The organism is Francisella sp. SYW-2, from assembly GCF_008711475.1.
Lineage (GTDB): Bacteria > Pseudomonadota > Gammaproteobacteria > Francisellales > Francisellaceae > Francisella > Francisella salimarina.
Genome location: NZ_VXKO01000025.1, coordinates 1 through 13344 on the forward strand (window position 1 = coordinate 1; position 13344 = coordinate 13344).

Consider the following 13344-nt stretch of genomic DNA (forward strand, 5'->3'; position numbering starts at 1 on the left):
CTTGTGCCAATTGAATATTTCAGATAGACTTCCTCTTAGCTGATTAAAGTACTTTTTCATCTTTCGCAAATAATGAATATATAAGGCTTTAATCAGTCCTTTCAATATTTTTTATCGTGTACAGAGGGAATTGATATTAAAAAGTTTTAATATTTGTAAATTCACCTATTTAAAAATCTAATTTATAATCAAAATCATTTGTTTTTTTATATTTACAACAATATAAAGTTACTATTAGAAGTGATAACCAAGGGATAAATTTATAAAAATTTACTCTTAACTAATATTTCCTATACATCTGAATATGTTAATATAATTTTCCAAAACTAATTTAATACCCAAAAAGCTAACTATGAAAAAATTTCTATCCATTACAATTATTATATTTGTAACATTATCAGCCTCTTTTGCTAGTAACTGGCCTAGTGGATATATACCCAAAAATCAAATCATAAATATAGATAGTATTATCGGAGCTCCTCCAAGTACAGATTCATTAGCATTTTCTAGTGACAAAGCGATATCAGAAGCAGTATTTAGCCAAAATAAAAATACTACTGATTACAAAATAGCAATTCATGACGCATCTAATGACCAAGATGTTCATATTGCTGATTTTAGCAAAGCTTTTGGCCAAGAAATCACTAAAGACAAAACTCCCGCAATATACACTTTATTAAACAGATCAACGACTGATGTATCGAATATAAAGCAATCAGCTAAAGAAAAATACAAGAGAATAAGACCTTTTGTGTTTTTTGACAGAGAACCTTGCGATTCTGATGAAGATCCTAGTAGCTATTCATACCCTTCTGGACACTCATCTAGAGCTTGGAATTACGCTATGATTCTAGCAGAGCTAAAACCTCAAACAGCTAAGCAGCTTTTTGAGTTAGCTGATAGAAAATCCCAAAGTCGAGTTATTTGCGGAGTACATTGGAAAAGTGATATCCAAGCTGCTAGAACTGTAGCTTTAGCAAACTTTGCAATTTTGAATGGAAACCAAGAATTTCTAAAAGATTTAGAAAAAGCTCGAAAAGAAATTAATCAATAAGTCTACAGCACCTGTTTTACTACTAAACTTTTAACAATACTATACTTATCAACAAACTCAAATCCAGCTCTACGAGCTTTTTTAATATAATCATTCTCACTACCAAACACCTCTTTAAAAGCTTTCATAAGAGCTATCATCTTAGTATTATCAAGCTTTCTTTCGCGTTGGTATTTATCTAGCGTTGAGATATGGCCAATTAATCTACCTTTAGCAAAAGCTTCACTTACAACTTTGCTCAAAGCTATAACATCCTTAAAGCCAATATTTACACCCTGACCTGCTAAAGGATGGATTGTATGGGCAGCGTCACCGACTAGTACAACATTACTTTTAATATAGCTCTTAGCGTGACGTTGAATTAGTTCAAAGCTAAATCTTTTTGATAAAAGTTTTACACTCCCAAGAGTCTTATTAATTGCTTTTGCTAACTCTAATTCAAACTTCTCATCAGCTAAACTCATTAAGAAATCAGCATAATCAGTTTTTACAGACCAAACTATCGAAGCTTTATTAGGATTTTCTAACGGTAAAAATGCTAAAACTCCCTTATCATAAAACCTTTGATATGCTGTTTGATTATGTTGTTTTTCAAGCTCAAGAGTTGCTACTATCGCAGTATGTTTATATGGTTTAACTTTAGTTTCAAAATTAAAGTAATCTCTAACAAAAGAGTTAGCTCCATCTGCGCCGACGATCAAGCTAGTTTCGACAATTTTATCAGCTAAAACAACTAGTTCAGTATTGCCATTCTTTTGAATTTTTTCTATTTTCTGATTCGTAAAAATCTCAATACCCGTATTACTAATTTCAGTAAAGAGAGCTTGTGTTATAACATCATTTTCTACAATATTACCCAAACTATGCTCAGATATCTCTTCTGCTGAAATAGTAATACTTTCACTAGGAACATCATCCCAAACACACATTTGATAATATGGTGATATACGATTGCTTTTAATGGCATTCCAAACACCCAAATCTTGTAACAATCTCTTAGATGTATGATTAACCGCACTTACTCTAGTTTCTACTCTGTCTGAATTGAGATGCTTATAATTCATTTCTCTTGCTTCTATTACAGCGACTTGTAGACCATTTTGATGCAAAGATAAAGCTAAACTAAGCCCAACCATACCACCACCAACAATCACTACATCTTTTTGGATATTTTTAATGTTCATCTTCAACCACCTTTCTCATTAGTGTTGAACCTCTTGTCAGCTTACCCATCATCATCCGAGATAGAACTTTTTTAGCCAATTTGCTTCTTTGTAACAAGTGTAATCCAACATTTCTACTTGCCACAAATTTAAAATCATTTGATACAAACCATTTCACAAATCCATGTGTAATATTAATTGTTCTATCATGATCTGGTTTTCTGACTTTGGCAAACTCTTCTAAAACTGCTGTTATAGAGCTTTGTGAAAAATCACTTTCAACAAGTAAATCATATAAAAAGCCGATATCTCGAATACTTAAATTCATGCCTTGACCAGATACAGGATGTAAAAAATGCAAAGCATTACCAAAAAATAGTACATTATCTTTATATACTTCATTTGATTGAACAAGATATAAAGGAAAAACAGCAGGCTTAGTAGCAACTTCAATCTGACCTAATCTATAACCAAATCTATCTTGAACCAGTTCCTCAAACTCTTTTTTACCTAAGTTTAACTTTGCTTCTGAGTCTTCTCGATCAACAGTCCAAACACAGCCCATTATAGTTTTTGCTTTGGGAAGCATTGCAAGTACTCCATCAGTCATAAACCTCTCAAATGCTGTATTATCATTATCAAGATCTGTTTGGATATCAAAAACGACTGCATCTTGTTTGTAATCGGTAGTTTGAGCTCCTACATTTAGCATTTTACGTATACTTGAGTTTGCACCGTCACAAGCAATTATTAGCGAAGCCTGTATTATTTTATCTTGTTGTTCTTGCTCAACAACTAGCGAATAATCATCAGCATTCTTTTGCAAACTAACGACATTAGTCTTAAAAGCTTTTTCGATGTTTTCATTTTCCGCAACATTCTGCAATGCAACTGCTAATAGTTCTCGCATTGGAGCAATAGCCCCAAGAAATGGCAGATTCTCATCCTTAGCAAAAATCTCAGCTCTACCATATCGTCCTTTATCAGAAACATGAACTTTTTTTATGGATTGAGTTTTACTAGCAACTTTATCCCACAAACCAAGAGTATTCAAGAATGCAATCGATGAATAAGATACAGCTATACTACGGTTATCATTTTTGACTTCTAGTTCATCTTTTTCAATATGAATAATTGTACAACCTGTCTTTGCAAGGGCTAAGGATGTAAGTAAACCAACAACTCCACCACCAACAATTGCTATATCGTATTTAATATTCATAGAATAACCTAAACTTTCTCGCTATCAATCAATAACACTGCAACCTTTGTATACTCTAACAACTCTATAAAATCTTGTTCACACTCATCATTATCCTCAAAAGCTTCATAATCCATATATGATATTTGCATTAAATCATTAATTGCTTCTTTTACTTCTTTATCTTTTGAATTTTCGAAATCTAGTCCAAATAATCCAACACCTGATAAAAAACCCTTTATCCAATATGTAAGAGCTTCTGCTTTATAAGTTCGCTCTTCTTCATCTTCTGGTAGGAAAAGGTCAAAAGTTAAACCTTTCTCATCAAATTGCGACTTTGTATAATCATATAGTTTTTTCATAGTTTGTAGTGCCGATGTAGCTACTAAGTCTCCTTCTTGTATAGACTTTGTCATCAAAGAATCCGACCAAGCAGTAAATTTAACTTCAGCACCAAAACTAAATAATGCACACAGTAAGCCATGTGCTTCTGAGGCAGAAGTCAAGGCTTGCATTACTTTTAGAGCTTCTACAACATCTTCAAAATTAGGTTTCTCATTTTTCATAGATAGAATTTATTTTATATATTACTAACTGATATTTTACTTCATATAGATAATTAGTTATAGGTCTTTTTTAATACTATTAGTCTAAAAAAATATTCATTTCTTGAACAAGAAAATAGATAGCTTAAATCAAACAAAGTCAAGCAATATATCTATAAACTTTTTACCATAAATCATTCAAACGCCGCATTTAGTCGTTTATAATAATCATGTATTCAAAAGTTTAGTTGTCTGGGTTATTGGTGATTTAGCTACAATCTTGAGCCGATACTACTTAGAATAGGGAGTCTTGGTATCCCAACTAGAGAGCAAGCTTTGGTGCCTAGCACTTACAAAGAAGCCCAACGTTGAGATTATGACACCCACTTGATACCAAATGGGATCAAGAATATTGGGCTAAAACGGTACTCCGGACAACTAATTATTTATAGTCTTAGTCATGAATAAAGATAATATACGCCAAAAGCTCTTAAACATTAGAAATAGTTTAGGTAACAAGGATAAGTTATCCTCTAAAATAAACCTTAGAGTTATAGACTATATTCAAAACAACTTTTCAGATCCAAAAATAGCTAGTTTTGTTTCACTCAAAAATGAAGTCAACACATCACTGATTAATGACAGCTTTAAAAATATTTATTTACCTATAGTTCATCCTTTCATAAAGCATGGAATGTGGTTTGCTAAGGATTCAAAAAAATATTATTTAAATAAATATAAAATAAAAGAACCTAAATATTCAGCAAAGGATATTATCTCAGCTTGGGAGCTTGATATTGTTATAGTACCAATTGTTGGTTTTAATCGTAACAAATTCAGAATGGGAATGGGAGGAGGCTTTTACGACTATACTCTAAGCTTCAAAAAGAACTCTAATTCCCCTTTAACTATAGGCATAGCCTTTGATGAACAGCAAAATAATGATATTATCATAGACATATATGATATTAAGCTTGATTTAATTATTACACCGACAAGGATATTATGAGACATGGATAGTACAGCTGTAGCAACTCAAATTAAAAGTGAAATACTATCCAAAATTGATTCTCAAGCATTAATTGAAGTAATAGATGAGACGCACAAGCATACTAAACATAAAGGGTTTGTTGAAGGCAAATACCACTATGTCATTAATATCTCTTCTAAAAAGTTGAGCGACTCCTCAAAAATCAAAGCTCATAAGGAAGTATTTAAATCTGTAGAAAAGCTCATGCCATATATCCATGCGTTATCAATAAAAATCAAGCCGGAGTAAAGCAATGTTTGATTTTATTATACACTTTAATGAATACATAAATTATTTTATAGATATGCTAGGCGTGTGGTTTTATATACTACTGTTTTTTATAGTTTTTTGTGAAACTGGCATAGTTCTAGGTATTTTTTTTCCTGGTGACTCGCTTTTATTCACAATAGGCTTAACTGCCGCTGCAACAAGCATCAACATTCATTTAGCAGTTCTGTCAATCTGCTTAGGAGCTATTATAGGAGACTCGTGCAACTATATTACGGGTAAATTTATAGGAGAGAAACTATTTAGCACACATGCTAGAATTCTCAAAAAGGCATACTTGATCAAAACCAAAGAGTTTTTGGACAAATATGGTACAAAAGCAATAATTTTTTCACGCTTCATAGCTTTTGTTAGAACAATTACTCCTTTTGTTGCTGGAGTCAGCAATATGAACTATGCAAAATTTGTCACATTAGGTATCATATCGGCAGTTATATGGTCTTTCTCAATTACCTATACAGTATACTTTTTTAGTGATAACCATTTTGTTAAACAATATCTAAGCTTGATTATTGTTATAGTCATAACAGCAGTTATGATTCAAATGATTCTCAAAGGCATTATAAATAAAATAAAAGCAAAAAGAGCTTAACCTTTAAGTATTATTTTTTTATAATCTAACGACAAAACATTCAAAATGAATAATTTATGGATACCATTTCAGCGTTGTTTCATATTATCCTGCATCTAGATCAATTTATTAGCACATATATTAATATACTTGGTGACTGGACTTATTTGTTACTTTTCTTAGTCATCTTTTGCGAAACAGGACTTGTTGTAACCCCATTTTTACCAGGTGACTCATTACTCTTTGCACTAGGACTTACAGGTGCTGCGACTAGTTTAAATGTACACATATTAGCTCCGATACTTGTAACTGCTGCCGTTTTTGGTGACTCCTGCAATTATTTCCTTGGAAGAATGGTTGGTAAACGGATATTTAAAGATGATGCAAAAATCCTCAAAACAGCTCACTTACTTAAAGCACAAGAGTTCTTTAATAAGTACGGTGCTGCAGCAATTATATTAGCAAGATTCACGCCACTTGTAAGAACATTCATGCCTTTTACAGCTGGTATGGCACGCATGAAATATCCTAAATTTGTATTAATGGGAATTATAGGTGCTTTTATATGGGTTTATTCTATTATTTACCTAGCATTTTTCTTTAGCAACAATGCTTTTGTCAAAAAATATTTCGGTTTATTTGTCATTTTAATTATTGTTGTATCTTTAATACCACCTACAGTATCTTTCATCAAAGCTTTTAAGAACAAGCTATCTAACAAAACATAATTACAAAGACTATTTTTTGCCCAAACTCAAATAATCTATCAAAAGTTTCCGGCTTTTTAATTGCTTACCAGCTAAAGCATAATCAATATGGGCACGAGTAACTTTAGAAATGGCTTTTAAATCCTCAGCTGTCCATGAACTGACTGATTGACTGATTTTCAAGAGGCTTTTACCCACAATGCTATTTGGTATAGACGATAGAGTTCTTTTAAATCCAGTGGCATATATCGAATAATTAAGACTTTCATCAATAGGCACACCATCGACATCACAATCAACATAAACTCCCTGTCCAAGACTATCTAGTAACTCAAGCTCAAACATTCTCAGCAAATATTTATAATTAATTTCATTTATATTTTTTAGAATAAAAGCATATTTTTCAAATAAAAACTCCTCTTCATTAGAATAGTTTAATAACAAATATATCAACTCATTCATGTACTGCAGTGACAATAAATTAATATATGAACTTTGATAAAATGACTCAACAAACTCTACGTTGTAAATTTTAGATAATCCATCTGACTTTTTCGCAAGACTAATTTGTCCTCTTAACTTGACCAAGGGTTGATATAAATTTATTGTTTTTTTATTAACTCTTATTAATCCAGAAATTTTGCCAAATTCTCGAGTAAATATACTCACTAGTAGAGAATTCTCTTTATACTTACGTTGATGTAATATATAAAAATCATATAATTGTTGCATTGATTTTCTCGATAAGCTCGATTAGTTGAGAAGCGTTTCTATATTTAAAATCAGGCAAGTTAAATTTATCTACAAGCTGTTGGATCGTTATTTGTTTAATATCATATTTACTCTTTAGCTTTTGCTGTAGCCATTTTGTCATTGCGACTATATAAGCATCTCCATAAACCCTAAATGATATCTTTTTATCACAAATATACATCTGTATTGTCGAAAAACTATCCTTTACTTCATACCTAATTTGCTCAGGTAGAATAATAGCATCATCAAAGTTAACATCTAATAGAAATTTTTTTACTATATCATTATACATTCTCTTCTCCTTCTGGAGATATAGCTCTTAAAAGTTGTACTTTTTCAACCACTTTATTAGCTGCAAAGATGACCTGCTCTTTTGATGTTTGCAAACCGAATGAGATTCTTATTGTAGATTCCGCTTGATCTGCACTCAGGCCGATAGCAGCTAAAACATGGGATGGCTCAACAGCCTGAGAATTGCATGCAGACCCCATAGACATACAAATACCATCAAGCATTGCTAATAAAGTTTCTCCTTTTACTCCAATAAAAGTAATGCTTAATATACCTGAATAGCTATTATCAAGTTTTGTATTTATCTTTATATCATCAGTTTCTTTAATAATGCCCAAAAAAATATCTCGTAAATCCTTTATGTACTGAAGATTATTCTGTCTATTAGCAAATATCTCTTTAGCAGCTTCAGCTAAAGCAAATATTTGATAGTTCGCCAGTGTTCCAGCCCTTAGATTAAACTCTTGCGCACCACCATGAATCTGTTTTTCTAGTTTAACTCTTGGTTTTTTAGACCTTACATATAAAAATCCCACACCTTTTGGGGCATAAAGTTTATGACCAGATACTGATAGTAAATCAATATTCATATCATTTATATTAATATCAACCTTACCATACCCCTGAGCAGCATCAACATGGAATATCACACCATTTTGCTTAGTTACCTGACCAATTCCACAAAGATCATTTAGAGTTCCTAGCTCATTATTTACAGCCATTAAGCTTACAAGTATAGTCTCTGGTTTAATAGCATTTTTAAGTTGCTCTAAGTTAATCTGTCCAAACTTATCAACATCCAAATATGTGACCCTGAAGCCTTGAGTCTCTAAAGACTTACATACATCAAGTACAGCCTTGTGCTCAACCTTTGAAGTAATTATATGATTACCTTTGTTTTGGTATGCATAAGCAACCCCTTTTATTGCAAGGTTATTCGACTCAGTAGCCCCTGATGTGAAAACAATCTCTCTAGGCAAGACGGACAAAGTTGTTGCAATTGATGATCGAGCCTCTTCAATTTTATTACTAACAAACTCAGCTTGTTCATATGTGGACGACCCCGAGTTAAAAAAGTCAACATCATTATTAATTGAGCTTAGCATTAAATTTTTAACGTTTGCACTGAGAGGCGTTGTCGCTGCATAATCTAAGTAAATAAGACTCATTAAACCCAATAATTCTTTTAATTAATATCTAATATTGCTATTATATCAAATAATTGCGTACATAGTACTTTAACAAAATCGCAAGCTAAATTGGCGCTTGACTAAAGATGGTAAATTTGGTCGATTTCATATTCAAAGAAATAGCCTGTTAGCACGATTTATTAAAATGGCCGAAATAGGTCTAAACAAAACGAACTAACTCGTTAAACAGTTAGTTATGAACATTATATTACTGAAGGAATTAATAAAAAAATGAAGAAAATACTAATAAATAGTAAAAGTAGTGAAGAAACAAGAATTGCTACTCTGGATAACGGAAAACTTATTGACCTAGATATCGAAAACGTAGATAGAGAACAAAAGAAAGCTAACATTTACAAAGGTTACATATCTAGAATTGAACCTAGCTTAAATGCTATATTTGTTAACTATGGTGAGGATAAAAATGGTTTTTTACCATTTAAAGAAGTTTCTGAGTATTATCTAAAAGATGTGCCAAATGGTGAAAATATAGCATCTCTTCTCTCTGAAGGACAAGAATTAATCGTACAGATTGACAAAGAAGAGCGTGGTGATAAAGGTGCTGCACTAACTACATTTATCACACTAGCTGGTTCATACATGGTTTTACTGCCAAACAACCCAGATGGTGGCGGAATTTCTCGTCGTGTTGAAGGTGAAGATAGAGAGAAATTAAAAAAATATCTAAAGGACTTAAATATCCCTAAAAGTATGAGCGTAATCGCAAGAACTGCTTGCGTAGAATGCTCATTTGAAGAATTAAAGCATGACTTCGACAATCTAGTTGAATTATGGAGCTCAATATTCAAGGCTTATCACAAAATCAAAAAGCCTGCCCTACTTCACAAAGAGAGCGACATAATTGTAAGAACAGTTAGAGATCATCTAAAAGAAGATGTTAAAGAAATTATTGTAGACTCTAAGGAATGTTTTGCAGATGTTAAAAGGCAGCTTGGTCTACTTAGACAAAGCTTCGATACAAACAAGGTTAAACTATACAACGAAGAGCTACCGATATTTGCTCAATTTGGTATCGATCAACAGATAGAAAATGCATACAAGAGAGAGATTAGATTACCTTCTGGTGGATCTATTGTTATTGATACTACAGAAGCTTTAGTTGCGATTGATGTTAACTCATCTCGCGCTAACAAAGCAGAGGATGTAGAAACTACTGCTTTCAAAACAAACTTAGAAGCTGCTGAAGAAGTTGCTCGTCAACTTAGAATTAGAGATCTTGGTGGTCTTGTTATCGTTGACTTTATCGACATGTCATTCTATCCAAATAGAAAGCAAGTTGAAGAAAAGTTAATGGAAGCTCTACAGCAAGATAAAGCACGTATCCAAATGTCTCGTATATCTAAACTTGGACTTGTTGAGATCTCTAGACAACGTTTGAGTTCATCAATCAACGAGAGTGTAATGCAAAAGTGTCCTCGTTGTGACGGCCATGGCTTTATTAAAACTACTCAAGCTACAGCACTTACTATTTTACGTAAAATCAGAGCGGAAGCTATCAAAGAAGATACTAATGAAATACGTGTCCAAGTACCTGTGGATATAGCTGCATATATCCTAAATGAGAAAAGAGATAGTATTGTTGAGATTGAAAGAATCTCTGAAGTTAAAATAATGCTAATCCCTAACTTCAACATCGAATCTCCAAAATTTCAAATGCAAAGAATCTGGGGAGCAAGCTACAAGTCTAATCGTACAAGCTCTGATTTGATAGAAGATGTATACAATGTTGAAATTCCTAAAGCAGGTAAAAAGAAAGTAGCCGCTGTAGAGCTAAGTAAGACAACATCAAACAGTGAAAATCAAGCTCCGACGGAGAATAAAAAAGCCCAAGATAATATAGCTAATAAAAATACTCAGAACACTAAAAAAGAGGCTATCAAAGAAGAACCAAAGAAAAAAAGTTTTTTGAGTAAATTGCTAGGTAAACTTGGTGGTAATGCTGAAGATACGACTATTGAGAAGACTAAGCCTCAAGATAAACAACACAAAAATAAAGGTCAAAGGCCTCAACACCCGAAATCTCAAGGTAATAGACAAGAAAGAGATAACAGCCAACGTAATGACCGTAAAAACGATAACAAAAACGATCGTAGTGATAATAAAAATAATAACAAAGGTCAAAAGCCTCAACATCAGAAGTCTCAAGATAATAGACAAGAAAGAGATAACGGCCAACGCAATGACCGTAAAAATAATGACAACAAGAATGATCGCAATAAGAATGATCGTAACAAAAATAGATCAAGTGATAAATTTGATAAAAAGTCAAATAACCGTAGCAATAACAGAAGCAATAACTTAAATCTTAATAATGCAGAAGAAGTTGTCGATATTACTCAGCTCAAATATCAAAATCAAACAGCTGAAAAAACTGATAACATCAAAAAAGTAATATCTAAAAACCCTGAAGAGTTCGTCTCTGTTATGGTTAAAGATGTTTTAGAAAATTATGATAGTCTAAAAGATGATGGAGCTACTAAGGTTGCTACTCAGGAAAGAGCTAAAACAAATAAATATCTAAAATTTGATACTGTTTCTGTAGATAAAGAAATAAGTACTTTGAAAGCTGCACAACAAGCTAGTAATGTAGAAGCTGATAATAAAAAAATTATAGAGACTGACAATGTTCAAGAAGAGCAAGTAAAAGAAACAGTTGAAGTAGTAGATAAAGTTGTCGTCAAAGAGGAGCAGCCAAAAAGAATAAAAAAAATAGATAAAAGTAATGAAACTTCTGAACAAAATGATCTTAAAAAAGAAAAGCCTAAAGCTGCTAAAAATAATAAAAAAGAGAAAGTGGTAGAAAAAGCTAATAAACAGGATCAAATTAAGCCAGAATATATAAATTACTCTCCAGCTATTGATTTTGAGTCTCAGACAATAATCTAAACTAAAAGGCTATTAAATCTAATGTTACACTACCCTCAAATTGACCCAGTTGCTTTACACTTAGGTCCAATTAAAGTTCATTGGTATGGTTTAATGTATTTGTTCGGTATTTTTGCTGGATGGTATTTGATGAGGTATCGCGCAAAAGTTAAAACTTGGGCACCTATCAAACCAGAGCAAGCAGGAGATTTAACATTTTATATTGCCTTAGGTGTTATATTGGGAGGTAGGATTGGATATATAATCTTTTACAACCTTCCTTATTACTTCCATAATCCAGCTCAAATGTTTTTCTTATGGGATGGTGGCATGTCATTCCATGGGGGATTTATAGGTGTATTAATAGCATTTGCACTATATGCACGCAAACTTGGAGTAAACTTCTTTGACCTTGGTGAATTTGTAGCTCCAGTTGTGCCTATAGGTTTAGGTGCTGGCAGAATTGGTAACTTTATCAATGGTGAACTGTGGGGCAAAGTTACGGACTCACCAATAGGTATGGTATTTCCCACTGGAGGTCCTTTACCTAGATACCCTTCCCAGCTCTTTGAATTCTTCTTAGAAGGTGTTGTACTATTTACAGTATTATGGATAGTTAGTATCAAAAAAAGACCACGCTACTTAATATTGGGGTTATTTATGTTCTTATATGGTAGCGCTAGGTTTATTTGTGAATTCTTTAGGCAACCAGATCCTCAATATGGCTATATATTCTTTAACTGGATGACTATGGGACAAATATTATCTATTCCAATGATAGTATTAGGAGCTGCAATTCTTATTATGGTATTTATTAAAACAAGGAAGAGTAAATGCGAGAGTATCTAAATTTTCTCAAGTATATTAAAGAAAATGGTACTATAAAAGGTGATAGAACTGGTACTGGGACTAAAAGTGTTTTTGGCTATCAGATGCGCTTTGACTTACAAAAAGGTTTCCCCTTAGTTACTACAAAAAAAATTCATATCCCAAGTGTAGTTCATGAACTATTATGGTTTTTAAGTGGTAGCACAAATGTAAAATATCTAAACGATAATAAAGTTAGAATATGGAATGAATGGGCAACTGAAGATGGAGAGTTGGGTCCGATATATGGTAAGCAATGGCGTGATTTTAATGATCAAGGTATAGATCAAATTACTGAAGTAATTGAAATGCTAAAAACCAATCCAAATTCACGCAGAATCCTAGTCTCAGCATGGAACCCTTGTGTTGTACCTTCAGAAAAAATTTCTCCTCAAGAGAATGTTACAAAAGGTAATTCTGCCCTACCACCTTGTCATGCAATGTTCCAATTTTATGTTGCTGATAACAAGCTATCTTGTATGCTCACACAGAGAAGTGCAGATGCGTTTTTAGGCGTTCCATTTAACATAGCAAGCTACTCATTACTAACGCACATGGTTGCTCAGCAATGTGACCTTGATATTGGTGAATTTATTTGGTCTGGTGGCGATTGCCATATTTATAACAACCATATTGAGCAAGTAAATGAACAGCTTAGTAGAGAGCCTTTAGACTTACCAACACTCAAAATCTTAAGAAAGCCAAGCTCTATATTTGATTACAAATATGAGGACTTTGAATTTCAGAATTATAAATACCACCCAGCTATAAAAGCCAAAATTTCTGTATAAGGATATT

13 protein-coding genes, 1 other RNA gene and 2 pseudogenes are annotated in these 13344 nt (G+C 32.6%); 10 read left to right on the top strand and 6 right to left on the bottom strand.

Annotated features, from left to right (window positions below; genetic code table 11):
• Positions 1–352: 352 nt before the first annotated feature.
• Complete coding sequence (locus tag F3D57_RS07900) at positions 353–1054, top strand: acid phosphatase (protein ID WP_150465843.1); 702 nt, start codon at positions 353–355, stop codon at positions 1052–1054.
• A gap of 2 nt (positions 1055–1056) precedes the next feature.
• On the opposite strand, the gene F3D57_RS07905 is transcribed toward F3D57_RS07900, so the two are convergent.
• The 3 genes from F3D57_RS07905 to F3D57_RS07915 are packed head-to-tail and all read right to left on the bottom strand — an operon-like array spanning position 1057 to position 3984.
• On the bottom strand, positions 1057–2238 hold the full coding sequence (locus F3D57_RS07905; protein WP_150465844.1) for an FAD-dependent oxidoreductase: 1182 nt from the start codon (positions 2236–2238) through the stop codon (positions 1057–1059).
• Positions 2228–3439, bottom strand: a complete 1212-nt coding sequence (locus tag F3D57_RS07910; protein WP_150465845.1) for an FAD-dependent monooxygenase — start codon at positions 3437–3439, stop codon at positions 2228–2230. Before F3D57_RS07910 ends, F3D57_RS07905 begins: the two co-directional genes overlap by 11 nt.
• Before the next feature lie 8 nt (positions 3440–3447).
• Positions 3448–3984: a UPF0149 family protein gene (locus F3D57_RS07915; RefSeq protein WP_150465846.1), complete on the bottom strand. Its 537-nt coding sequence runs from the start codon at positions 3982–3984 to the stop codon at positions 3448–3450.
• Positions 3985–4209: 225 nt separating this feature from the next.
• On the opposite strand from F3D57_RS07915, the gene ssrS reads away from it, so the two are divergent.
• The 5 genes from ssrS to F3D57_RS07940 all read left to right on the top strand — a co-directional run bounded on the left by ssrS (position 4210) and on the right by F3D57_RS07940 (position 6580).
• Positions 4210–4404: non-coding RNA, 6S RNA (gene ssrS, locus F3D57_RS07920), on the top strand.
• Between the two features lie 19 nt (positions 4405–4423).
• Positions 4424–4972, top strand: a complete 549-nt coding sequence (locus F3D57_RS07925; RefSeq protein ID WP_150465847.1) for a 5-formyltetrahydrofolate cyclo-ligase — start codon at positions 4424–4426, stop codon at positions 4970–4972.
• Between the two features lie 3 nt (positions 4973–4975).
• Positions 4976–5242, top strand: coding sequence for a BolA/IbaG family iron-sulfur metabolism protein (locus tag F3D57_RS07930; RefSeq protein ID WP_150465848.1), 267 nt, complete (start codon positions 4976–4978; stop codon positions 5240–5242).
• A gap of 4 nt (positions 5243–5246) precedes the next feature.
• Entirely contained in the window at positions 5247–5873 is a 627-nt protein-coding gene (locus tag F3D57_RS07935) for a VTT domain-containing protein (protein ID WP_146421946.1), read from the top strand.
• Positions 5874–5929: 56 nt separating this feature from the next.
• Positions 5930–6580 (top strand): VTT domain-containing protein, encoded by a 651-nt coding sequence (locus F3D57_RS07940; protein WP_041263707.1) that lies wholly within the window; start codon positions 5930–5932, stop codon positions 6578–6580.
• A gap of 9 nt (positions 6581–6589) precedes the next feature.
• Here the strand turns inward: F3D57_RS07940 and recO are convergent, their stop codons facing one another.
• The 3 genes from recO to F3D57_RS07955 are packed head-to-tail and all read right to left on the bottom strand — an operon-like array spanning position 6590 to position 8772.
• On the bottom strand, positions 6590–7291 hold the full coding sequence (recO, locus tag F3D57_RS07945) for a DNA repair protein RecO (RefSeq protein ID WP_150465849.1): 702 nt from the start codon (positions 7289–7291) through the stop codon (positions 6590–6592).
• On the bottom strand, positions 7275–7604 hold the full coding sequence (locus F3D57_RS07950; RefSeq protein WP_149368506.1) for a hypothetical protein: 330 nt from the start codon (positions 7602–7604) through the stop codon (positions 7275–7277). Before F3D57_RS07950 ends, recO begins: the two co-directional genes overlap by 17 nt.
• Positions 7597–8772, bottom strand: coding sequence for a cysteine desulfurase family protein (locus F3D57_RS07955; protein ID WP_150465850.1), 1176 nt, complete (start codon positions 8770–8772; stop codon positions 7597–7599). Before F3D57_RS07955 ends, F3D57_RS07950 begins: the two co-directional genes overlap by 8 nt.
• A 252-nt stretch (positions 8773–9024) precedes the next feature.
• Here F3D57_RS07955 and F3D57_RS07960 point away from each other — a divergent pair.
• The 4 genes and pseudogenes from F3D57_RS07960 to F3D57_RS07970 all read left to right on the top strand — a co-directional run.
• A pseudogene (locus tag F3D57_RS07960) lies at positions 9025–11340 on the top strand (Rne/Rng family ribonuclease); the annotation flags it as partial.
• A 144-nt stretch (positions 11341–11484) separates the two neighbouring features.
• Positions 11485–11700, top strand: a pseudogene (locus tag F3D57_RS10520) (hypothetical protein); the annotation flags it as partial.
• 21 nt (positions 11701–11721) lie between these two features.
• Positions 11722–12528, top strand: a complete 807-nt coding sequence (lgt, locus tag F3D57_RS07965; RefSeq protein ID WP_146421942.1) for a prolipoprotein diacylglyceryl transferase — start codon at positions 11722–11724, stop codon at positions 12526–12528.
• Positions 12513–13337, top strand: coding sequence for a thymidylate synthase (locus tag F3D57_RS07970; protein WP_150465852.1), 825 nt, complete (start codon positions 12513–12515; stop codon positions 13335–13337). Before lgt ends, F3D57_RS07970 begins: the two co-directional genes overlap by 16 nt.
• Positions 13338–13344: the final 7 nt, after the last annotated feature.

What these genes read in the sequence shown, in the direction of transcription:
- F3D57_RS07910 (WP_150465845.1), bottom strand. Translation starts at nt 3,439, where the DNA reads ATGAATATTAAATACGATATAGCAATTGTTGGTGGTGGAGTTGTTGGT.
- F3D57_RS07925 (WP_150465847.1), top strand. Translation starts at nt 4,424, where the DNA reads ATGAATAAAGATAATATACGCCAAAAGCTCTTAAACATTAGAAATAGT.
- F3D57_RS07935 (WP_146421946.1), top strand. Translation starts at nt 5,247, where the DNA reads ATGTTTGATTTTATTATACACTTTAATGAATACATAAATTATTTTATA.
- F3D57_RS07950 (WP_149368506.1), bottom strand. Translation starts at nt 7,604, where the DNA reads ATGTATAATGATATAGTAAAAAAATTTCTATTAGATGTTAACTTTGAT.
- recO (WP_150465849.1), bottom strand. Translation starts at nt 7,291, where the DNA reads ATGCAACAATTATATGATTTTTATATATTACATCAACGTAAGTATAAA.
- F3D57_RS07955 (WP_150465850.1), bottom strand. Translation starts at nt 8,772, where the DNA reads ATGAGTCTTATTTACTTAGATTATGCAGCGACAACGCCTCTCAGTGCA.
- F3D57_RS07905 (WP_150465844.1), bottom strand. Translation starts at nt 2,238, where the DNA reads ATGAACATTAAAAATATCCAAAAAGATGTAGTGATTGTTGGTGGTGGT.
- F3D57_RS07940 (WP_041263707.1), top strand. Translation starts at nt 5,930, where the DNA reads ATGGATACCATTTCAGCGTTGTTTCATATTATCCTGCATCTAGATCAA.
- F3D57_RS07970 (WP_150465852.1), top strand. Translation starts at nt 12,513, where the DNA reads ATGCGAGAGTATCTAAATTTTCTCAAGTATATTAAAGAAAATGGTACT.
- F3D57_RS07915 (WP_150465846.1), bottom strand. Translation starts at nt 3,984, where the DNA reads ATGAAAAATGAGAAACCTAATTTTGAAGATGTTGTAGAAGCTCTAAAA.
- F3D57_RS07930 (WP_150465848.1), top strand. Translation starts at nt 4,976, where the DNA reads ATGGATAGTACAGCTGTAGCAACTCAAATTAAAAGTGAAATACTATCC.
- F3D57_RS07900 (WP_150465843.1), top strand. Translation starts at nt 353, where the DNA reads ATGAAAAAATTTCTATCCATTACAATTATTATATTTGTAACATTATCA.
- lgt (WP_146421942.1), top strand. Translation starts at nt 11,722, where the DNA reads ATGTTACACTACCCTCAAATTGACCCAGTTGCTTTACACTTAGGTCCA.